Source organism: Micrococcus antarcticus (assembly GCF_044872765.1).
In the GTDB taxonomy this organism is placed as follows: Bacteria; Actinomycetota; Actinomycetes; order Actinomycetales; family Micrococcaceae; genus Micrococcus.
Genome location: NZ_CP085253.1, coordinates 1,188,714 through 1,208,546, shown reverse-complemented (window position 1 = coordinate 1,208,546; position 19,833 = coordinate 1,188,714). Strand labels below are relative to the sequence as shown.

The window sequence follows — 19,833 nt, the reverse complement described above, 5'->3', positions numbered from 1 at the left end:
GTCTAGGCCCGCCGTGCGACCCACGGTCACTCCCGCGGGTCACCTCTCCGGCCAGTCCTCCGGTCCCGAGGACCCGGCGGCGTACTCGTCGAGGGGCACCCGCCCCGCGTCCCACGCCTCGATCACGGGGGCCAGGATGCGCCAGCACTCCTCCGCGGCGTCGCCTCGCACCGAGAGCATCCGATCCCCGGTGAGCACGCCGCGCATCACCTCGCCGTACGCGTCCACGTCCTCCTCGGCCAGGTCCGCCGCGAGCACGCTGCGCTCCGCGACGAACGGGGTGTCCGGCCCGTCCACGGCCAGCTCCACCCGCAGGGCCCGCGGGTCCAGTCCCACCACGATCCGCTCCCGCCCCGCGGCCGCCTCCAGCCCCGCGGGCACCCCCTCGGGCGGCCGCAGCGAGAGCACGACCTCCCAGCGGCGCGGCTCCAGCGCCTTGCCGGACCGCAGCCGGAACGGCACGCCCGCCCACCGGTCGGTCCGGACCTCCAGCTCCACCTGGGCGAGCGTCTCGGCCCCGTTCTCCGGGTCCACGCCCTCCTCGGCGACGTAGTCGGGCACGTCCTGGCCTCCCACCGTCCCGGCGGTGTACCGGGCCCGGCGCGAGGAGGCGACCGCGTCGTCGTCGCGCACGCGCGTGGCCCGCAGCACCTCGACGACGGCGTCCTGCAGGGCGTCCGGGGTGAGACGCCGCGGGGGCTCCAGGGCCACCATGGCCAGCACCTGCAGCAGGTGGGACTGGAGCATGTCCTCGAGAGCCCCGGTGCCGTCGTAGAACCCGGCGCGCCCCTCCAGGGCCAGGGACTCGTCCGCCACGATGTCCACGTGCTCGACGTCGGCCGCGCTCCACACGCGCCCCAGCACGCGGTTGGCGGTGCGCAGGGTGAGCAGGCCCGAGACCATCGACTCCCTGAGGAAGTGGTCCACGCGGAACACGTCCTCCTCCCCGGCGATCCGCCCCAGCAGCGCGTTGAGCTCGCGCGCCGACCGCTGGTCCGAGCCGAACGGCTTCTCCAGCACGATGCGCAGCCCCTCCGGGCGGTCCTCCACCTGCTCGAGCGCCGCGCACGCCTCGGCGGCGAGGTCCGGGTCCAGCGCCAGGTACAGCACGACGACGGCCTCCTCCCCGGCGGCCTCGCGGGCGGCGACGAGCAGGGCGCCCAGGTCCTCGGGGTCCGAGGCGTCGGCGGTGCGCCAGGCGGCGCGCTCGACGAGGCCCGCCCGTGCGTCGGCGTCCAGATCCGTCTCTCCCACGGCCTCCTCGATGACGCCGCGCCACTCCTCGAGCGAATGGCCGTCCGCGTGGGCCGAGCCCACCAGGGTCACCTCCGGCAGGTCGTGGACCGTGAGGGCCCGGGCCAGCCCCGGCAGCAGGAGCCGTCGGGTCAGGTCACCGGTCGCGCCCACGATCACGAGCGCCACGGACGCGGAGGCCCGGTCGTCGTCGGGTGCCGGGGATGCTCCGGTGGGGCAGGGGTTCTGGACGTCGGGCATGGGTCCTCCTGGACGGGGCGGGCAGACGGAACGGGGGAGCGGGGCGGGTGCGCGGGCGGCGGCCGGGAGGGACCCGGCCGGCCACGCCATTCTCCCGGTGACGTCGTCGTGGGTCCACGCCCCCGACTGGCCCCGCCTCCCCCGGGGTGATGGACTGCCCTGCATGAGCGCCCAGCCCCGCATCGACGACCACGCCTTCCTGTCCCACCAGCTCAGCGGGGCACTGGTGTCCCGGGAGGGGGCGATCACGTGGCTGTGCCTGCCCCGCTTCGACTCGGCCTCGGTGTTCACCTCGCTCCTCGGCACGCGGGAGCACGGCGAGTGGAGCCTGGGGATCGAGGACGGCGAGGTCGCGGAGCGCGCCTACCTGCCGGGCACCCTCGTGCTGCGCACCCTCTGGCGTTCGCCGTCCGGGGAGGCCGAGGTGCTGGACTTCATGCCGCTCATGGACGCGGACGGCGTGGGGGACGCCCTGGGGAACGACGGCGGCCCCGACGGGACCGGGGCGTCCGAGGCGGCGGCGCGGGCCGACGTCATGCGGCTGGTCCGCTGCCTCGCGGGACGCGTGCGCGTGACGCAGTCCGTGTTCGCCCGCCTCGACTACGGCGAGGTCGAGCCGTGGGTCTCGCGTCAGGAGGACGCAGACGGGGAGTCGTTCCTGGCCGTCGTCGCCGGCGGGGACGCGCTCGCGGTGCACGGGCCGGACCTGGAGCCGGTGGACGGGCATCACGAGGGCACGACGGAGCTGGTCGCCGGGGAGTCCGCCCAGTGGTGCCTGACCTGGTACCCGGCGTGGGGCATGGCCCCCTCCGCGCCCCGCGCCGAGGACGTGCTGGAGGCCACCGTGCGCACGTGGCGCGGCTGGCTGGAGGAGTCGACCCGAGAGGCCCCGCGGGCGGACGACCCGCTCGCCGATCGGGTCCAGCGATCCCTCCTCGTGCTCAAGGGGCTCACGCACCGGGCCACGGGCGGCATCGTGGCGGCCCCGACCACGAGCCTGCCGGAGGACATCGGCGGGGTCCGGAACTGGGACTACCGCTATGTGTGGCTGCGGGACACCGCGCTCGCCCTGGAGGCCCTGCTCGCGCACGGACACGTGGAGGGGGCGACGGCCTGGCGCGACTGGCTGCTGCGCGCCATCGCGGGGGAGCCCCACGAGGTGCAGATCATGTACACGCTCTCGGGGGAGCGCCACATGCCCGAGCGCGAGCTCGAGCACCTCCCCGGCCACGCGGACTCCCGTCCCGTGCGCGTGGGCAACGGCGCCGCGGCCCAGTGGCAGGCGGACGTCATCGGCACGGTCATGATGGCGCTGTGCGCCCTCCGGGACGCCGGCGTTCCCGAGGACGAGTGGTCCTGGCCGCTGCAGAAGCGGCTGGTGGAGCGCGTCGTGGCGCACCGGGAGGACCCGGACCACGGGCTGTGGGAGATGCGCGGGGAGCCTGCCTTCTTCACGCACGGCCGCGTCAAGATGTGGGCCGCGCTGGACCGCGCGCTGCACGCCGTGGCCACCCACGGCGTGCCCGCCACGGAGGCGGAGACCGCGGCGTGGGAGCGCCACCGGGACGAGCTGCGGGAGGAGATCCTCACCCGCGGCGTGCACGCGGACGGCCACTTCACCCAGACCTACGGCTCGGACGCGGTGGACGCCTCCCTCCTCCAGATCCCCCACACCGGTTTCCTGCCCCCGGACGACCCGCGCATGCTCGCCACCGTACGGCGGATCGAGGAGGAGCTCGTCACGGACACCGGCCTGGTGCTGCGCTACCGCCCGGACGGCTCCGACGGGCTGCCCGGTGAGGAGGCGCCGTTCCTCGCGTGCGCCTTCTGGCTCGTGGAGCAGTACGCGCGCACCGGCCGCCTGGACGACGCCGACGCCCTCATGGAGCGGCTCGACGCGTGCGCGAACGACCTCGACCTCATGGCCGAGGAGTACGACGACGGCCAGGACCGCATGGCGGGCAACTTCCCCCAGGCGTTCAGCCACCTGGGGCTGCTGCGCGCTGCCGACGCGCTGGCCCAGGTCCGTGCGGCCGGCGGGGCCGGGGAGGCCGGAGACTGACCGGTTCTGGGCGGACACCCCGCCCCCGTCACACCGTGCGGCGGGTCGCCCCCAGCGCCGTGAGCAGGAACGCGTACTCCCACGCGGTGTCCTCCCAGCCCTGGTAGCGGCCGGAGGCGCCGCCGTGGCCGCCGTCCATCTCGGTGCGCAGCAGGATGGGCGAGCCGCCCTCGGCCAGGGGCGTGGCCTGGTCCGAGGTGACCGTGCGGCGCAGCTGCGCCACCCACTTGGCGGGCTCCACGTAGAGCACGCGGGTGTCGTTGAGCGAGGTCACCGCGGCGATCGCCGGGTAGTCCACGGCCCGCACGTTCTCGTACGGGGTGTAGGACTTCATGAGCCGGTAGATCTCCGGGTCGGTGATCGGGTTGCCCCACTCCTCCCACTCCAGTGCGGACAGCGGGAGGTCCGGGTCGAGGATGGTGGTCAGCGCGTCCACGAACGGCACCACGGCCAGGCACGCGCGGTACAGCTCGGGCGCTCGGTTGAGGACGGCACCCATGAGCAGCCCGCCGGCCGAGCCGCCCGTCGCCGCGATCCGCGCCGGGTCCACCCACCCGGAGTCCGCCACGGAGCGGGTGGCGTCCACGAAGTCGGTGAACGTGTGCGCCTTCGCGGCCTTCTTGCCGTCCTCGTACCAGGCCCGGCCCAGCTCGCCGCCGCCGCGCACGTGGGCCACCACGTAGACGACGCCGCGGTCCAGCAGGGACAGCCGGGCCACCCCGAACGCCGGGTCCATGGACATCTCGTAGGAGCCGTAGCCGTAGACCACGCACGGCGCGCTCGCGTCCTGCGCCACGTCCTTGCGTCGGATCACCGTGAGCGGCACGCGCACGTCCGCCCCCGTGGCGGCGGAGGGCTCCGAGGCCGGCGCCCACCAGCGCTCCACCGCGTAGTCGGCCGGGTCGTGGCCGGGCACCTCCACCTCGCGGCGCAGGTGCACCTCGCCGGTGGCCGCGACGACGTCCAGCACGCGGGCCGGCGTGATCCAGGACGTGTAGGCCAGGCGCAGGAACGGCGACTCGGCCGCCGTCGACGCCAGGTGGCACGCGTAGAGCTCCTCCTCGAACGCCGGCTCGCGCCAGCCCACGGAACCCGCGTCCCCTGAGCCCAGCACCGCGTCCAGCTCCGCGACGACGACGCGCGGCGTCGTCTCACGGCGCACCGCGAGCGCGGCGTGGGTCAGCGTCACCATGACGCCGTCCACCTTCACGTCCTCGCGGTGCGGGACCACGGTGCGCCACGTGGAGCGGTCGGCCACGTCCGCCTCCGTGACCACGGAGAGCATGCCGTTGGGCGCGAGGCGCTCGGCGCCGTCGCCGGTGAGCTCCGCATCGTGCACGATCAGCAGGCGGCGGACGCCGTCGCCGCCCGTGACGGGCTCGACGTCGGCGAGCATCCCCCAGGCGCGCGGCACGAGCAGGCGCGGGGCCGGCAGGGGCTCGTCCGCGGACTCGGGCAGGTCGACGACCCAGGTCTCGGACACCTCCGAGTTCCCGACGCCGATGAGCAGCTGGGTGCGGTCCGCGACGCCCTCGAAGCCCGTCCACATGCCGGGGTCGGACTCCTCGTAGACCAGCACGTCCTCGGCCGGGTCCGTGCCGAGCGTGTGCACCATGACGCGGTACGGGCGCCACGAGTCGTCCCACAGCGTGTAGAAGACGCGCGCGCCCGAGCGGTCGAAGCGCACCCCGTGGGCGATGTTCTCCACCGCGTCCGGCAGGTCCTCGCCGGTGGCGATGTCCCGGACGCGCAGGGTGAAGCGCTCGTCACCCGCGTGGTCCACGGCGTACGCCACACGCTCGCCGTCCGGGCTGATGTGCATCCCGCCGAGGGAGAAGAAGGGGTGGCCGGCGGCCTCGGCGTTGCCGTCCAGGATCACCTGCTCGCCGGGCAGCGTCTCGCCCGCGGCGACGACGGGCGGCGTCCAGTCCGCCTCGAGGTCCCCGGTGTCCCGCGCGGGCACGCGGCAGTGCACGGGGTACTGCTCGCCCTCGATCGTGCGCACGAAGTACCACCAGCGGTCCCGGCGAGCGGGCACGGACTGGTCCGTCTCCACGGTGTGCGCCTTGATCTCGCCGAAGATCGCCGCGCGCAGATCGGCCTGGTCCGCGGTGACGGCCTCGGTGTAGGCGTTCTCGGCATGCAGGTGGTCCAGCACGCGCTGGTCCTCCTTGGCGCGCAGCCACTCGTAGTCGTCGGCGAACTCCTCGCCGTGCACGGTGCGCGTCGTCGGGACGACGGCTGCCACGGGCGGCGTCGGGCGTGCGGCGGGGGAGCGGTGCGCGAGGGCGTCGGGCTGGGTGGCGACGACGTCGTCGGCGCGGTGCTGGGCGTCAGGCATGGTCCCCATCCCATCACAGGAGCGTCGCGCGCGAGGGCACAGGCTGCCTCGACGCGCAACGGGGGCGGGACACGCCCGAAAGGTTCCGCCTTCCGGGCGTGGCCCGCCCCCGAAGCCCGTGAGGGCGCCGGCTCAGAGGGCGCGGGCCACGAGCATCTTCATGATCTCGTTGGTGCCGCCGTAGATCTTCTGCACGCGCGCGGCGGTGAAGGCGCGCGCGATCGGGAACTCCTCCATGTAGCCGTAGCCGCCGAACAGCTGCAGGCAGCGGTCGACCACCGTGGTCTGCATGTCGGTGGCGAAGAACTTCACCATCGAGGCGTCGGCCGCGGTCAGCTTGCCCTCCACGTGCGCCACGATGCACTGGTCCACCAGGGTGCGCGTGGCGAGCGTGTCCGCCACGCACTCGGCGAGCACGAACTGCGTGTTCTGGAAGCCCAGCAGGGGGCTGCCGAACGCGTGACGCTCCTTGGTGTAGCGGATGGTCTCGCGCACCGCGGCCTCGCAGGCCGCGGCGGCCGTGACGGCCAGCGTCAGGCGCTCCTGGGGCAGCTGGGACATGAGCTGGATGAAGCCCTGGCCCTCGGCCCCGCCCAGGAGGTTGGCCACGGGCACCCGCATGTCCGAGAAGGACAGCTCACGGGTGTCCTGGCCGTGCTGGCCGATCTTGTTCAGCACGCGGCCGCGCTCGAAGCCCTCGAGCCCGGCGGTCTCCGCGACGATCAGGGACAGCCCCCGGCCGCCCGGCTGGTCGCCCGTGCGCGCCACGATGACCAGGAGGTCACAGTGCGTGGCGTTCGAGATGAACGTCTTCGAGCCGTTGATCACGTCGTCGTCGCCGTCGCGTACGGCGCGCGTGCGCACGGCCTGCAGGTCGGAGCCCGTGCCCGGCTCGGTCATGGCGACCGCGCCGACCAGCTCGCCGGTGACCATGCCCGGCAGCCACTTCTGCTTCTGCTCCTCGGTGCCGTAGGCCAGGATGTAGTGCGCCACGATGGGGGAGTGGACGCCGTAGCCCCACGCGTCGTCGAAGCAGCGCGCCTGCCCCGTCATGACGGCGGCCTCTAGTGCGAAGGTGCCGCCGATGCCCCCGTACTCCTCGGGGATGGAGGGGCACAGCAGGCCGGCCTCGCCGGCCTTGTTCCAGAAGTCGCGATCCACGCCGTGCTGCTCGGCCCAGCGGGAGAAGTTCGGCACGGCCTCGCGGGCCATGAACTCGTCGGTGAGCTCGAGCAGGGACTCGGCGTCCTCGGTGAGCCAGGGGGAATGGTAGCTGTCCAGGATCATGGGGGTCTCCTCGGTGTCGGTGTGACTCAGTGGGGCGGTCAGCGCGCGGCCATGCGGATGGCGCCGTCGAGCCGGATGGTCTCGCCGTTGATCATCTGGTTCTCCACGAGGTGGGTCACCAGGTGGGCGTACTCGGACGGGTCGCCGAGGCGTGAGGGGAACGGGACCTGCTGGCCCAGGGACTCCCTCGCCTTCTCCGGCAGCTGGCTCATCATGGGCGTGAGGAAGAGCCCGGGGGCGATCGTGTTCACACGGATGCCGTGCGCTGCCAGCTCGCGCGCGATGGGCAGGGTCATGGCCACGACGCCGCCCTTGGAGGCCGAGTAGCCGGCCTGGCCGATCTGGCCCTCGAACGCGGCCACCGACGCGGTGTTGACGATGACGCCGCGGCCGCCGTCCCGTCCGGCTCGTTGCCCGCCATGGCCTGGGCGGCCAGGCGGATGACGTTGAAGGTGCCCACGAGGTTGACGGCGATGATCTTCTCGAAGGCCTCGAGCGGCTGCGCCCCCCGCGGGAGAGGACCTTCGCGGGCGTGCCGATGCCGGCGCAGTTCACGACGCCGGAGAGCGGCCCGGGCTGGCGGGTCGCCTCCTCGACCGTGCGGGCCACCTGGTCCGAGTCGGTCACGTCGGTCTCCACGAGCACGGCGCCCTCGGGGGCGGACCCGGCGAGGTCGGCCACCACGACGTGGGCGCCGCGCTCGAGCAGCGCCGTCGTGGTGGCCTCGCCGAGGCCGGAGGCGCCGGCGGGGGTCAGGCCGGCGCGGCGGGATCGGCCGATCCGACGGGTCCGTCGAGCTGGGCCCGCAGCCGGTGCTTGAGGATCTTCCCGGACAGGTTGCGCGGGATCTCCGCGATCACGAGGTCGTGGGGGAGCTTGAAGCGGGCGATCCGGCTCTCGCCGTACGCGCGGAGGTCCTTCAGGGTCACGGTGGCCCCCGGCGCGGGGGTGACCACGGCGACGATGCTCTCCCCGAAGTCCGGGTGGTCGCGGCCGACGATCGCGAGCTCGGCGACGCCGGGGCAGCCGGCGAGCGCGTTCTCCACCTCCACCGAGGAGACGTTGCGGCCGCCGGTGAGCACCCAGCCGTCGACCACGGTGGCGGCCGTGGCCTCGGGGTTGCGCCAGTAGCCCTTCATCATCGTCTCGCCGCGCATGATCATCTCGCCCACCTCGCCGACGGCCACGTCCTCGCCGTTTGCGTCGACGACGCGCACCTCCGTGTTCGGCATGGCCAGGCGTCCGCTGGCGGACGGGTGGGCCATGACCTCTTCGTGGGTGAGGAGGATGCCGCCGGGACCGCCCTCCGTCTGGCCGCAGGCCTGGACGATGTCCACGTGCGGGAGGGCGGCGACCAGCGCCTCCGCGGCGCTCGCGGGCATCGGGGCGGCTCCGTAGAAGAGGTGGCGCAGGTGGGAGAGGTCCCGGGCGGCCATCTGCGGGCTGCGCAGCATGTAGGCGAACATCGTGGGGACGCCGAAGAACACCGTGACCTTCTCGCGCTCCAGCGCCTCCAGCACGTCGTCCGGCGCGAACGCGGGCATCAGCACCTGGGTGGCGCCCAGCATCACGCCGTTGAAGAGCAGCAGGTTGAGGGACGCGGAGTGGTGGAGCGGGGCCACGTGCAGCATCGTCTCGTCCAGGCGGAGGCCGAGGCCCATGGTGATGTTCTGCCCGACCCAGAGCACGCGGTGGTGGTCGAACAGGGCGCCCTTGGGCCGGCCGGTGGTGCCAGAGGTGTCGATGATCAGCGCGTCGTCGTCCTCGGACAGCTCGCGCTCGAACGTCGACTCGTCGCGGGCCAGCGCCGCGGCGAGCACGTCGTCGAACCCGTCCAGCTCGCCGAGGGCGAGGGCCGTCGCCGTCCCCAGCCCGCCGTCGTCGGCCTGCAGTGCGCGGACGCCGTCGCCGGCAGCCGGGTCCACGAGGACCATCGACGACTCGGTGTCGGCGAGGAAGTGCCGGAGCTCGGGCGCGGCGGAGCGGGGGTTGACGGGAACGGCGATGGCCCCGGCGCGCAGCGCGCCGTAGACCCCGACCACGAAGGCCATGGTGTTGCCCGCGACGAGGACCACGCGGTCCCCCCGCTGGACGCCGCGGTCGGCGGGCTCTGCCGCGAGGCGGGTGACGGTGCGGTCCAGCTCCCCGTACGTGAGGGAGGACTCGCCCCACCGCAGCGCGGGGCGGTCCGGGACGCGGCGGGCGGTGGAGGCGAGCACGCCGGGCAGGGTGGGCATGGGGTGCACCTGGGTCGCGTGCGGAAGCGGGCGGCCAGATGTGTGATGCCCGTCTCATCCGTGGATGCTATGCGACTGTATGGCGATCTGCACGAATGTGCAATGATGACGCGCAGGCGGATCGGACGGACGAGGCGCACGGAGCCCTGGCGTCGCGAGGAGAAGGAGTCGACCGGAGATGCGAGACGACGAGGCACGGATGCGGGGCGCCGGACTGTACGCCGAGGACTTCCCGGTGGGGACGCGGTCATCGATGGGCTCGTACCCGGTCACCGAGGAGGAGGTCATGGCGTTCGCCCGCCAGTGGGACCCTCAGTTCATCCACACGGACCCGGAGCGCAGCGTCACCCACGGGCGCTACGGGGGACTGATCGCGAGCGGCATCCACACCGTGGCGATCCTCCAGCGGCTCCAGGTGCTCGCCCGCACGGACCACTGGCACGTGATCGCGGGGCGGGGCATCGACCGCCTGCGCTTCGTGCGCCCGGTTCGGCCCGGGGACGTCCTCACCGGGGACGCGGTCGTGACCGAGCTGACGCTCGAGCCGGAGCAGGGACGGGGTCTCGTGGTGTTCGCGTCCCGGGTGTGCAACCAGGACGGCAAGGACGTGCTCACCATGGAGATCTCCGCGTACCTGGAGATGCGGCCGGCGGCGCTCCCGCACTGAGCGGCCGCCGGGGGTCAGGCCAGGCCGAGGATCCCCCGCACCACGCCCATGCCGAAGAACACCACGAACGCGGCGGCGACCAGCCACAGCAGCGGGTGCACCTCACGGGCGCGGCCCTGGCCGGCGCGGATGACCGCGTAGGCGATCATGCCGGCGCCGATGCCGTTGGCGATCGAGTACGTGAACGGCATGAGGATGAACGTCAGGAAGGCCGGCAGCGCGGCACCCCAGTCCGACCAGTCGATGCGCGTCACCTGCGCGCACATCATGAAGCCCACCACCACGAGGGCGGGCGCCACCGCCTCGAACGGGACGAGGTGGATCAGGGGCGTGAGGAACATGGCCAGCAGGAACAGCAGGCCCGTGACCACGGAGGCCAGGCCCGTGCGGGCGCCCTCGCCGATGCCGGTGCCGGACTCCACGAAGATCTGGTTGGCGGAGCCGGACGCGCCGCCGCCGGCGGTCACCGCGAGGGCGTCCACCATGAGCACCCGGTTGAGGTCCGGGATGGTGCCGTCGGGCTCCACGGTGCCGGCCTCGCGGGCCAGGCCCACGGAGGTGCCCATCGCGTCGAAGAACACCGAGAGCAGGATCGCGAAGACGAGCAGCGACGCCATGAGCCCGCCGAGGGTGTCGAAGGCGCCGAAGAGGGACACGTGGCCCAGCAGCGAGAGGTCCGGGGCCGCCCAGTCCGGAACGGACGGCGCCACGAGGGACCAGCCGAGCGGGTTCACGGTGCCGTCCGCGGCCACGGAGGGGCCGATGTGGAACACGGCCTCGAGGATGTTGGCCAGCACGGTGGCCACCACGATGCCGATGAGGATGGCCCCGCGCGTCCCGCGGATGACGAGGATCGCCGTGACCGCCAGGCCCACGATGAACACGAGCACCGGCCAGCCGGCCAGCTCGCCGCCCGTGCCCAGGCCCACGGGCACGGTGGTGCCCGCGGCGTCGGGGAGGCGGCGCACGAACCCGGCGTTGACGAGGCCGATCAGGGCGATGAACAGGCCGATGCCGACGACGATGGCCGTCTTCAGCGCCTCCGGCACCGCGTTGAACACCGCCGTGCGGAAGCCGGTGGCCACGAGCACCACCATCACCAGGCCCGCGAGCACCACGAGTCCCATGACGTCCGGCCACGTCATGCCCGGGGTGGTGGCCACGGTGATGGCCACGAACGCGTTGATGCCCAGGCCTGCGGCGAGGGCGAACGGGTGCCGCGCCCACACGCCCATCACGATGGTCGCGACGCCGGCCACGATCGCGGTCACGGCGGCCACGCGCGGCACGCCGAGCACGTCCCCGTGGGCGTCCGCGCCGGAGAGCACGAGCGGGTTGAGCACGATGATGTAGCTCATGGCCAGGAACGTGGCGAGGCCGCCGCGCATCTCCTGGCCGACGGTGGAGCCGCGTGCCGAGATGCGGAAGAAGCGGTCGAGGCCGGAGGCGGGGGCCGGCGGGCGTGGGTGCCCGGGCGGGGCGGCGGGGGAGGAGGCGGTGCGCGAGGACATGGCACCAGGGTAGTGAGCGGCCTGGACGCGGCGCGCCAGTGCGGGCAGACTCGACCGGTGAGCTCTCCCACCCCCGCGACCCGGTCCCGCCTCGGCGACCTGCGGGGGGCCTTCCAGATCTACGCGCCGTCCGTGGTCTACGCGATCGGCCTCGGCGCCATGACGCCGGCCATCGCCTCCGCCGCGCTCGCCCTCGGCCTCACCACGGCCCAGGCCGCCGCCGTCGTCGTCCTGGTGGGCCTCGGCTCGCTCGTGGCCAACGGCCCGGCCTCGCTCCTCGCCGCCCGCGCGGGGGAGCGGCTCACCATGATCGTCTCGGCGGTGCTCGGCACCGCCGGGGCGGGCCTGGCCTGGGGCACGACGGCGGCCCTCGCCTCGGCCGCCGTCGTCCCGGGCGGCGGGGTGAGCGAGCCGGGCCGGCTCGCCCTGTTCCTGCTGGCCGTGCTCCTGGTGGGCGTCGCGGGGGCGGGGTTCAACCTCGCCCGGCAGGCCTACCTGGCGGTCGCCATCCCGGCCACCCACCGCGCGCGGGCGATGTCCACGCTCGGGGGGACCATCCGCATCGGCGTGTTCTCCGGTCCCTTCCTCGGCGCCGCCGCCCAGGCGGGGCTGGGGCTGTCCGGCGCCTTCGCCGCCGCGACGGCGACCATGGCGGCCGGCGCGGTCCTGTGCCTGCGCATCCGCGAGCTGACGGTGCCCGGGGAGACGGCCGGCGTCGCGGCCCGGGGGACGGCGGCGGGGGCCGGGGGCGGTGCACCCCGGGTCGGGCAAGGCCGCCCGCGCGTCGCGGACGTGGCGCGCGCCCAGCGCGGGGTGCTGCTGACGGCGGGCTTCGGCGTCATGGCCGTCTCGGCGGCCCGCGCGGCGCGCAACGCGGTGATCCCGCTGTGGGCCGCCCACCTCGGCCTCGACCCGGCGGCCGCCTCGCTCGCCTTCGGCCTCGCAGGCGCCGCGGACCTGCTCCTGTTCTACCCGTCCGGGCGGCTCATGGACCGGTACGGCCGACGCGCGGTCGCGGTGCCCTGCCTCGCGCTGCTCGGGGCGGGGTTCCTCGCGGTGAGCCTCTCCGCGCACCCGCTCGCCTTCGCGGCGGCCGCGCTGCTGCTGGGGATCGGCAACGGGTTCGGCTCGGGGATCGTTATGACGCTCGGCGCGGACTACTCGCCGGCCAACGCCCGCCCCCAGTTCCTGGGGCTGTGGCGGTCCATGTCCGACGCCGGCATGCTCGCCGGCCCGCTGCTGGTCTCCCTGGTCACCGCGGCGGCCGGCCTCGCGTGGGGCGTCGGCGCGCTCGCGGCGGTGTGCGCGGCGGGCGCCGTCGTGTTCCGCATCGTGCTGCCGGCGGGGCCGGGCGCCGTCGCCGAACCGGCCGACGTGGCGGTGCGGCCGCGGGCGTGAACGTGTCCCGCTGGAGCCCGGGTCAGGCGGCCGCCGGGTCCTCCGGGGGGACCGTCTGCCCGGAGGCGTGGTCGTCGAAGATCATGTAGGTCTGGGTGTCGACGACGCCGGGCAGGGTCTGCAGCTCGTCGAAGATGACCCGGCGCAGGTCCGCGTTGTCCCGGGCGCGCACCAGCAGGATCACGTCCATGTTCCCGCCCACGAGGGAGACGTGCCACACCTCCGGGATGGCCAGCAGGGTGGCGCGCAGCTCGCGCCAGTTGTGCTGGCGCAGCTTGAGGGTGACGTGCGCCGAGGCGCCCAGGCCGACCTTGACGGGGTCCACGCGCACCGTGAATCCGGTGATGACGCCGGCGTCCTGCAGCCGGTTGAGGCGCGAGTAGCAGTGCGCGCGGGAGATGTGCACGCGCTCGGCCAGCGCGGCGACGGAGAGGCGGCCGTCCTGGGTCAGCTCGCGCACGATCGCGCGGTTCACGCGGTCCAGGGCATCGGTGGCCATGGGATCTCCTCGAGAGCTGGGGCAGGATGGGGACGGCGGGCCGCGGCCGCTCCGGCGGGCAGCTCGGGGGCCGCCGCCCACGCGGGACTGACGCCTTGTACGGTCCGTCTCCGTGTCACCGGTCACACTAGCAGAACGTCTCCAGCAGCAGGCCAAAGTATTCCATTGCTCCACTGATTCTCCGCCGGCGGGCGACAGAATGCCGTCGACCGGCACACTGAAGGCCACAGATCGAGAGGACCCAACGTGAGTGACTCCACCCCCGCCGTGCCCGGCACGGCCGCCGACGAGGCGGCCAAGGCCGCGGCGAGCACCAACGCCGGCGCCGCCTTCGGCATCTCCCTCGAGGAGTACCTGCTCCCCGCGACCCGCCGCATCCAGCTCATCGGCGAGGACGGCACGCTGCTCTCCCCGGAGGAGCAGGGCACCGAGCCCGGCCACGAGTACCCGCTGCCCTCGGACGAGACCCTGCTGGAGGCCTACCGCCACCTCGTGATCGGCCGCCGCGTCAACGACCAGAACTACGCGCTGGTGCGCCAGGGCCGCATGGCCGTGTACCCGTCCTCGCACGGCCAGGAGGCGGCCGAGGTCGCCGCCGCGGTGTGCCTGGGCCAGGACGACTGGCTCTTCCCGACCTACCGCGACACCGTGGCCGTGATCGCCCGCGGCGTGGACCCCCTCGACGTCATGGTGGCCTACCAGGGCACGTGGCATCAGGGCTACGACCCCAAGGAGCACCGCGTCTCCGTGCAGGCGACGCCGCTGACCACCCAGATGCTGCACGCCGTCGGCCTGGCCAAGGCGGCCGGCCTGCGCGGCGAGGACGTCGTCTGCCTGGCCATGGTCGGCGACGGCGGCACCTCCGAGGGCGACTTCCACGAGGCGCTGAACTTCGCCGCCGTGTTCAAGCTGCCGGTGATCTTCTTCGTGCAGAACAACAAGTACGCGATCTCCGTGCCCTTCGCGAAGCAGTCCGCCGCCCCGTCCCTGGCCCACAAGGCCGTGGGCTACGGCCTGGCCGGCGAGCGCGTGGACGGCAACGACCTCGCCGCCCTCCTGGCCGTCCTCGGCCGTGCCGTGGACCTGTGCCGCGCGGGTCAGGGCCCCTTCCTCGTGGAGGCGGACACCTACCGCATGCAGGCGCACACCAACACCGACGACCCCACGCGGTACCGCGAGGACGCCGAGGTGCAGATGTGGGCCGAGCGCGACCCGCTGCGCCGCATGACCGCGTACCTGCAGGGCACCGGCGCCCTCACCGACGAGGTGTCCGAGCAGATCACCCAGGACGCCGAGGACGTCGCGGCCCGCCTGCGCGACGCCATGAACGCCGAGGTCGAGCTGGACCCGCTCGAGCTCTTCGACCACGTGTACACCGTGCAGACCCCCCAGCTCGCCGCCCAGCGCGCGCAGCTGGCCGAGGAGCTGTCCCGCACCGAGACCCAGGAGGCCTGAGCATGGCGACCCTGACCTTCGCCGCCGCGCTCAACGCGGCCCTGGCCGACGAGATGGCCGCCGACCCGATGGTGGTCGTGTTCGGCGAGGACGTCGGCACCCTCGGCGGAGTCTTCCGCATCACCGACGGCCTGACGAAGCGCTTCGGCGAGGAGCGCTGCTTCGACACCCCGCTGGCCGAGTCCGGCATCGCGGGCATGGCCGTGGGCATGGCCCTCGGCGGCGCCCGCCCGGTCATCGAGATGCAGTTCGACGCCTTCGCCTACCCCGCGTTCGAGCAGATCGCGAGCCACGTGGCCAAGATGCGCAACCGCACCAAGGGCGCGGCCCCCATGCCCATGACCATCCGCATCCCCTACGGCGGCGGCATCGGCGGCGTGGAGCACCACTGCGACTCCTCCGAGTCCTACTACGCGCACACCCCCGGCCTGAAGGTGTACACCCCGGCCTCGGTCAAGGACGCCTACATGATGCTGCGCTCGGCCATCCGCCTGGACGACCCGGTCGTCTTCATGGAGCCCAAGAAGATGTACTGGACCAAGGCAGAGCTGGACCTGGACGAGCTGCGCGCCGAGTTCGAGGAGCGCTGGGCCCGCGTCGAGGAGAAGAAGGAGCACGGCGAGGCCTGGGCCCAGGCCGCCGTCGTCCGCACCGGCACCGACGTCACCCTGGTGTCCTACGGCCCGTCCGTGCCCACCTGCCTGGCCGCCGCCGCGGCCGCGGAGGAGGAGGGCTACAGCGTGGAGGTCGTGGACCTGCGCACCGTGAACCCGCTGGACGAGGAGACCGTCGCGGCCTCCGTGTCCAAGACGGGCCGCGCCGTCGTCGTCGCCGAGCCCCAGGGCTTCGCGTCCGTGGCCTCGGAGCTCGTGGCGCGCGTCCAGCAGCGCTGCTTCCACTCGCTCGCCGCTCCGGTGCTGCGCGTGACCGGCTTCGACATCCCCTTCCCCGCCCCGAAGCTCGAGGAGCACCACCTGCCGAACGTGGACCGCATCCTCGACGCGATCGACGACCTGAACTGGGACCTGGAGCCCGAGGAGGCCCGCGCATGAGCAACATCTTCCTGCTGCCCGACCTGGGCGAGGGCCTCACCGAGGCCGACCTGGTCCGCTGGCTCGTGGCCGAGGGCGACGAGATCGCCGTCGACCAGCCCGTGTGCGAGGTCGAGACCGCCAAGGCGATCGTGGAGGTGCCCAGCCCCTACGCCGGCACCGTCCTGACGCTGCACGGCGCCGAGGGCCAGACCATGGAGGTCGGCAGGCCGCTGTTCACCGTCGGCGCGGCCGACGACGCCGGCGCACCCGCCGCGGCCCCTGCCGCTCCCGCGGCCTCGGACGCGACCCCCGGCTCCGCGGCCGACGGCGCCGTGCCCGGCGCGCTGTCCTACCGCGAGGAGGAGCGCGCCGGCGTGCAGCCCGCGCCGGACAAGGCCCGCGGCGGCGACGGCGACGTGGAGGGCTCCGACGAGGAGGCCTCCGGCGCCGTGCTGATCGGCTACGGCACCTCCGGCCACAAGGCCAAGGGCCGCACCCGCCCGTCCAAGCGCTCGCGCACCGGCGCCCCCGCCGGTCCGGCCCGCTCCGGCGCCGCGCCGGCCACCCCCGGGAAGGCGCCGCGCGTGGCCTCCCCGATCGTGCGCAAGCTCGCCCGGGAGACCGGCGTGGACGTGGCCGCCGTGACCGGCACCGGCCCGGACGGCCTCATCACCCGCGCCGACGTGCTCGCCGCCTCCTCCGGCGCGGCCGACGTCCCCTCCGCGGCCGCCTCGACGGGCGCGCTGGCCGCCTCGGCCGTGCTCGCCGGGACCGCGGCCGAGCAGACGCCGGCCGAGAAGTCGGTCGCCGTCGGCGCCGCCGAGGGCCAGGCCTCGCCCGCGGCGCAGTCCCTGAGCGCCACCGCCGCGCAGGGGCAGGCGGACGCCCGCACGGGCCTGTCCGTCACCGCCCGCACCCCGATCTCGGGTGTGCGCAAGGTGATCGCGGACCAGCTCTCCCGCTCCCGCCGCGAGGTCCCCGAGGTCACCGCGTGGCTGGACGTGGACGTCACCGCCCTGCTTCAGCTGCGCGCGCAGCTGAAGAAGGCGGACCCGGAGAACGCCCCGAGCCTGCTCGGCCTGATCGCCCGCTTCACGCTGGCCGGCCTGCGCCGGTACCCGGTGATGAACGCACGCATCGAGGCCGGCGCCGGCGGCCGGGACGAGATCGTGGAGGTGGACGGCGTCCACCTCGGGCTCGCGGTGCAGACGCCCCGCGGCCTCATGGTGCCCTCCGTGGAGCACGCGGAGCGGCTGTCCGCGGACGAGCTGACCCGCGCGATCAACGAGACCGTCACCCGTGCCCGCGACGGCAAGGCCGCCCCGGCCGAGCTGACCCGCGGCACGTTCACGCTCAACAACTACGGACCGCTCGGCACCGACGGCGCCACCCCCATCCTCAACATCCCCGAGGTGGGCATGCTCGGCATCGGCCGCATCATGGACCGCCCGTGGGTCGTGGACGGGGAGATCGTGGTCCGCAAGGTCACCGAGATGACCGTGACCTTCGACCACCGCGTCACCGACGGCGCCACTGCGAGCGCGTTCCTCACGTTCGTGGCGGACTGCCTCAACGACCCGACGGCGGCCCTCGCCCGGATCTGACGGGCCCGCCCCTCCTGGACGAGTCCTGTGCAGGTGTGCCCCTCCGATGCGGAGGGGCACACCTGCGCAGGACTCGTCCTGCTCTGGTGTGGGGTTCGTGGACGCACGACGGCGGCGCGTCACGCAGGCTTCACCGGAGCGTCACGCGACCGTCGCCTGGGGGCTCCTCCGCCCGGGGTGCCCCGTGCCTAGCCTGGGGCCATGAACCGCGTTCCCTCCGCGCACGGTCCGTCCTCCTCCAGCGACACGCCCGCCGCGGGCGAGGCCGCCGCGCGGCCGCGCATCACGCTGGACCCGGAGTCCCTCATCTCGGCGCGTGAGGCGCTCGGCCCGTTCGGCAACCTCGCCCGCCAGGAGCCCATCGAATGGGCCGCCGAGGAGCCGCTGCCCACGGATCTGGCGGACTTCTACCGCTACGTGGGCCCGGAGTGGCTCGAGATCGACACCGTGGGGCTGCCGCTGCTGTTCTTCCCGCTGGACCGCCTGTGGGACGAGCAGGCCGGCTACCGCTGGAACCATCGCACCGGCGCCCTGCTCGTGGACTGGAACGACGACTGGACGGTGGTGGCGAAGCAGGGCGCCGACCCGTTCATCCACGAGGCTGCCACCGGCCGCATCCTCATGGCCCCCGGCGAGGACGGCTGGGAGGACCGCATGGACGAGCCCGAGCCGGTCTTCCGGGACGTCACCGAGATGGCCCGCGCCCTCGCCGCGGTCGGCACCGCGTGGGCCCGGTTCGACGATCCCTTCACCCCGGACTGGCACCTCACGGACGAGGTGGTGGCCGCCGTCGTCGCCGGCCTCGAGGGCGTGCTCGGCTCGCATGAGCGGGCCGCGGGCCTGGCCCGCAAGCTCGGCTACCTCGCCGCGCGCTGACCCCGCCGTCGGGGACGCCCGGGAGACGCCTGCCTCCCGGACGCCCGCGCGGGCGACGGCGGCCTCCCGCCCCTAGGCTGGCCGCATGACGTCGCCTGACCCCGCGCAGCCGGACCGTGCGCAGCCCGGCCCCGACGGCCTGCACCCCCCTCCGTCCCTCCCGCCCCTGCCCGGTGCCCCCGGTGGCTGCGCCCTGCCCTCGGTGGAGGAGCTGCTGGCCGACGCGGTGGCCGTGGAGCTGCCCATGACGGTGCGCTTCCGGGGCACCACCGCGCGCCAGGCTCTCCTGCTGCGGGGGCCCGCGGGATGGGCCGAGTTCTCCCCGTTCCCCGAGTACGGCCCGGAGGAGTCCTCCCGGTGGCTCGCGGCGGCTGTCGAGGCCGGCTGGCAGGGCTGGCCGGCGCCGGTGCGGGACGCGGTGCCCGTCAACGCGACCGTCCCCGCCGTGGGGGCGGCCGAGGTCGAGGACGTCCTCGAGCGCTTCGGCCCCGTGCCCGCGGTGAAGGTCAAGGTGGCCGAGCACCGCCCCGGCGGCGGCCTGGTGGCGGGCGGCCACGCGGCCGACCTCGCCCGGGTGCGGCGGGTGCGCGAGCTGCTCCCGGAGGCCGCGATTCGCATCGACGCCAACGCCGGCTGGACCGAGGACGAGGCGCTGCACATGCTCACCGAGCTGGCCGACGTCGGCCTCGAGTACGCCGAGCAGCCCGTGCCGGGCATCGCCCCGCTGGCCCGTGTGCGCCGCGCCCTGCGCGAGCGCGGCGTCGCCACCCCGATCGCCGCCGACGAGGCCGTCCGCAAGGAGGACGACCCGCTGGCCGTGGCCGCGGCGGGCGCGGCCGACCTGATCGTGGTCAAGGTGCAGCCCCTCGGCGGAGTGCGGCGCGCCGCGGCGATCGTGGCGGCGGCGGGGCTGCCCGCCGTCGTCTCCTCGGCCCTGGACACCTCCGTGGGACTGGCCGGGGGAGCGGCCCTGGCCGCGCACCTGCCCTCCCTGCCGCACGCGTGCGGCCTGGGCACTGCGGCGCTGTTCGCCGACGACGTGGTCGCGCCCCCGTGGCGTCCGGTGGACGGGACGCTCCCCGCCCCCGGCGTCCGCGCTCCCGAACCGGACCCGAGCGCGCTGCGCCGACTGCAGCTGGACCGGGAGGGGCGGCGGCGGTGGGCCGAACGCGTGCAGCACGCTCACGCCGTCCTCGCACAGATCTCCGGCTGACCTGGGGCGATGGCGCGCCTCCGGGAATCCATCCCCCAGGGGGGGACCCAGAGGGCAATACGACACGTCGACGAGACGAAATCTCGGTGCCACGCACTGTTTCGTCCCGGTTCACCTTGGTGTCCTTCGCCGCTCGACTCGGGGGGACAGGGTGG

General features: G+C 74.2%; 14 protein-coding genes and 1 pseudogene. 8 read left to right on the top strand and 7 right to left on the bottom strand.

Annotated elements, in window-relative coordinates; all coding sequences use genetic code 11:
- Positions 1-39 precede the first annotated feature (39 nt).
- Positions 40-1,494, bottom strand: coding sequence for a glucose-6-phosphate dehydrogenase (locus LG274_RS05605; protein ID WP_298711856.1), 1,455 nt, complete (start codon positions 1,492-1,494; stop codon positions 40-42).
- A gap of 163 nt (positions 1,495-1,657) precedes the next feature.
- Here LG274_RS05605 and LG274_RS05600 point away from each other — a divergent pair, with 163 nt between their 5' ends.
- The gene (locus tag LG274_RS05600) at positions 1,658-3,556 is read left to right on the top strand and encodes a glycoside hydrolase family 15 protein (RefSeq protein ID WP_298711853.1); all 1,899 of its coding nucleotides are present in this window, start codon (positions 1,658-1,660) and stop codon (positions 3,554-3,556) included.
- Between the two features lie 28 nt (positions 3,557-3,584).
- Here LG274_RS05600 and LG274_RS05595 read toward each other — a convergent pair whose 3' ends face one another.
- The 4 genes and pseudogenes from LG274_RS05595 to LG274_RS05580 form a co-directional block, all read right to left on the bottom strand.
- Positions 3,585-5,897: a S9 family peptidase gene (locus LG274_RS05595; RefSeq protein ID WP_298984945.1), complete on the bottom strand. Its 2,313-nt coding sequence runs from the start codon at positions 5,895-5,897 to the stop codon at positions 3,585-3,587.
- Between the two features lie 132 nt (positions 5,898-6,029).
- The gene (locus LG274_RS05590) at positions 6,030-7,184 is read right to left on the bottom strand and encodes an acyl-CoA dehydrogenase family protein (RefSeq protein WP_404465865.1); all 1,155 of its coding nucleotides are present in this window, start codon (positions 7,182-7,184) and stop codon (positions 6,030-6,032) included.
- Between the two features lie 38 nt (positions 7,185-7,222).
- A pseudogene (locus tag LG274_RS05585) lies at positions 7,223-7,964 on the bottom strand (SDR family NAD(P)-dependent oxidoreductase).
- The gene (locus tag LG274_RS05580) at positions 7,937-9,421 is read right to left on the bottom strand and encodes a class I adenylate-forming enzyme family protein (protein ID WP_404465863.1); all 1,485 of its coding nucleotides are present in this window, start codon (positions 9,419-9,421) and stop codon (positions 7,937-7,939) included. Before LG274_RS05580 ends, LG274_RS05585 begins: the two are co-directional and overlap by 28 nt.
- Positions 9,422-9,599: 178 nt before the next feature.
- Here LG274_RS05580 and LG274_RS05575 point away from each other — a divergent pair, with 178 nt between their 5' ends.
- Positions 9,600-10,088 (top strand): MaoC/PaaZ C-terminal domain-containing protein, encoded by a 489-nt coding sequence (locus tag LG274_RS05575; RefSeq protein WP_298711842.1) that lies wholly within the window; start codon positions 9,600-9,602, stop codon positions 10,086-10,088.
- Between the two features lie 14 nt (positions 10,089-10,102).
- On the opposite strand, the gene LG274_RS05570 is transcribed toward LG274_RS05575, so the two are convergent.
- Positions 10,103-11,599 carry an NCS2 family permease gene (locus LG274_RS05570; RefSeq protein ID WP_404465861.1) on the bottom strand — a complete coding sequence of 499 codons (1,497 nt, stop codon included), beginning with the start codon at positions 11,597-11,599 and terminating at the stop codon, positions 10,103-10,105.
- Positions 11,600-11,656: 57 nt separating this feature from the next.
- On the opposite strand from LG274_RS05570, the gene LG274_RS05565 reads away from it, so the two are divergent.
- Positions 11,657-12,997 (top strand): MFS transporter, encoded by a 1,341-nt coding sequence (locus LG274_RS05565; RefSeq protein ID WP_248116140.1) that lies wholly within the window; start codon positions 11,657-11,659, stop codon positions 12,995-12,997.
- A gap of 22 nt (positions 12,998-13,019) precedes the next feature.
- On the opposite strand, the gene LG274_RS05560 is transcribed toward LG274_RS05565, so the two are convergent.
- Positions 13,020-13,496 carry an Lrp/AsnC family transcriptional regulator gene (locus tag LG274_RS05560; RefSeq protein WP_248116138.1) on the bottom strand — a complete coding sequence of 159 codons (477 nt, stop codon included), beginning with the start codon at positions 13,494-13,496 and terminating at the stop codon, positions 13,020-13,022.
- Between the two features lie 246 nt (positions 13,497-13,742).
- Between LG274_RS05560 and LG274_RS05555 the strand changes: the two genes are divergently transcribed.
- The 5 genes from LG274_RS05555 to LG274_RS05535 all read left to right on the top strand — a co-directional run bounded on the left by LG274_RS05555 (position 13,743) and on the right by LG274_RS05535 (position 19,678).
- A complete protein-coding gene (locus LG274_RS05555; protein ID WP_298984937.1) occupies positions 13,743-14,951 on the top strand; it encodes a thiamine pyrophosphate-dependent enzyme in 1,209 nt (402 codons plus the stop codon).
- A gap of 2 nt (positions 14,952-14,953) precedes the next feature.
- The gene (locus tag LG274_RS05550) at positions 14,954-16,003 is read left to right on the top strand and encodes an alpha-ketoacid dehydrogenase subunit beta (RefSeq protein ID WP_248116134.1); all 1,050 of its coding nucleotides are present in this window, start codon (positions 14,954-14,956) and stop codon (positions 16,001-16,003) included.
- Complete coding sequence (locus LG274_RS05545; RefSeq protein ID WP_404465857.1) at positions 16,000-17,589, top strand: dihydrolipoamide acetyltransferase family protein; 1,590 nt, start codon at positions 16,000-16,002, stop codon at positions 17,587-17,589. The genes LG274_RS05550 and LG274_RS05545 overlap by 4 nt, the downstream gene beginning before the upstream one ends.
- A gap of 201 nt (positions 17,590-17,790) precedes the next feature.
- On the top strand, positions 17,791-18,465 hold the full coding sequence (locus tag LG274_RS05540) for a hypothetical protein (RefSeq protein ID WP_298711832.1): 675 nt from the start codon (positions 17,791-17,793) through the stop codon (positions 18,463-18,465).
- Between the two features lie 85 nt (positions 18,466-18,550).
- Positions 18,551-19,678 (top strand): o-succinylbenzoate synthase, encoded by a 1,128-nt coding sequence (locus tag LG274_RS05535; protein ID WP_298711829.1) that lies wholly within the window; start codon positions 18,551-18,553, stop codon positions 19,676-19,678.
- Positions 19,679-19,833: the final 155 nt, after the last annotated feature.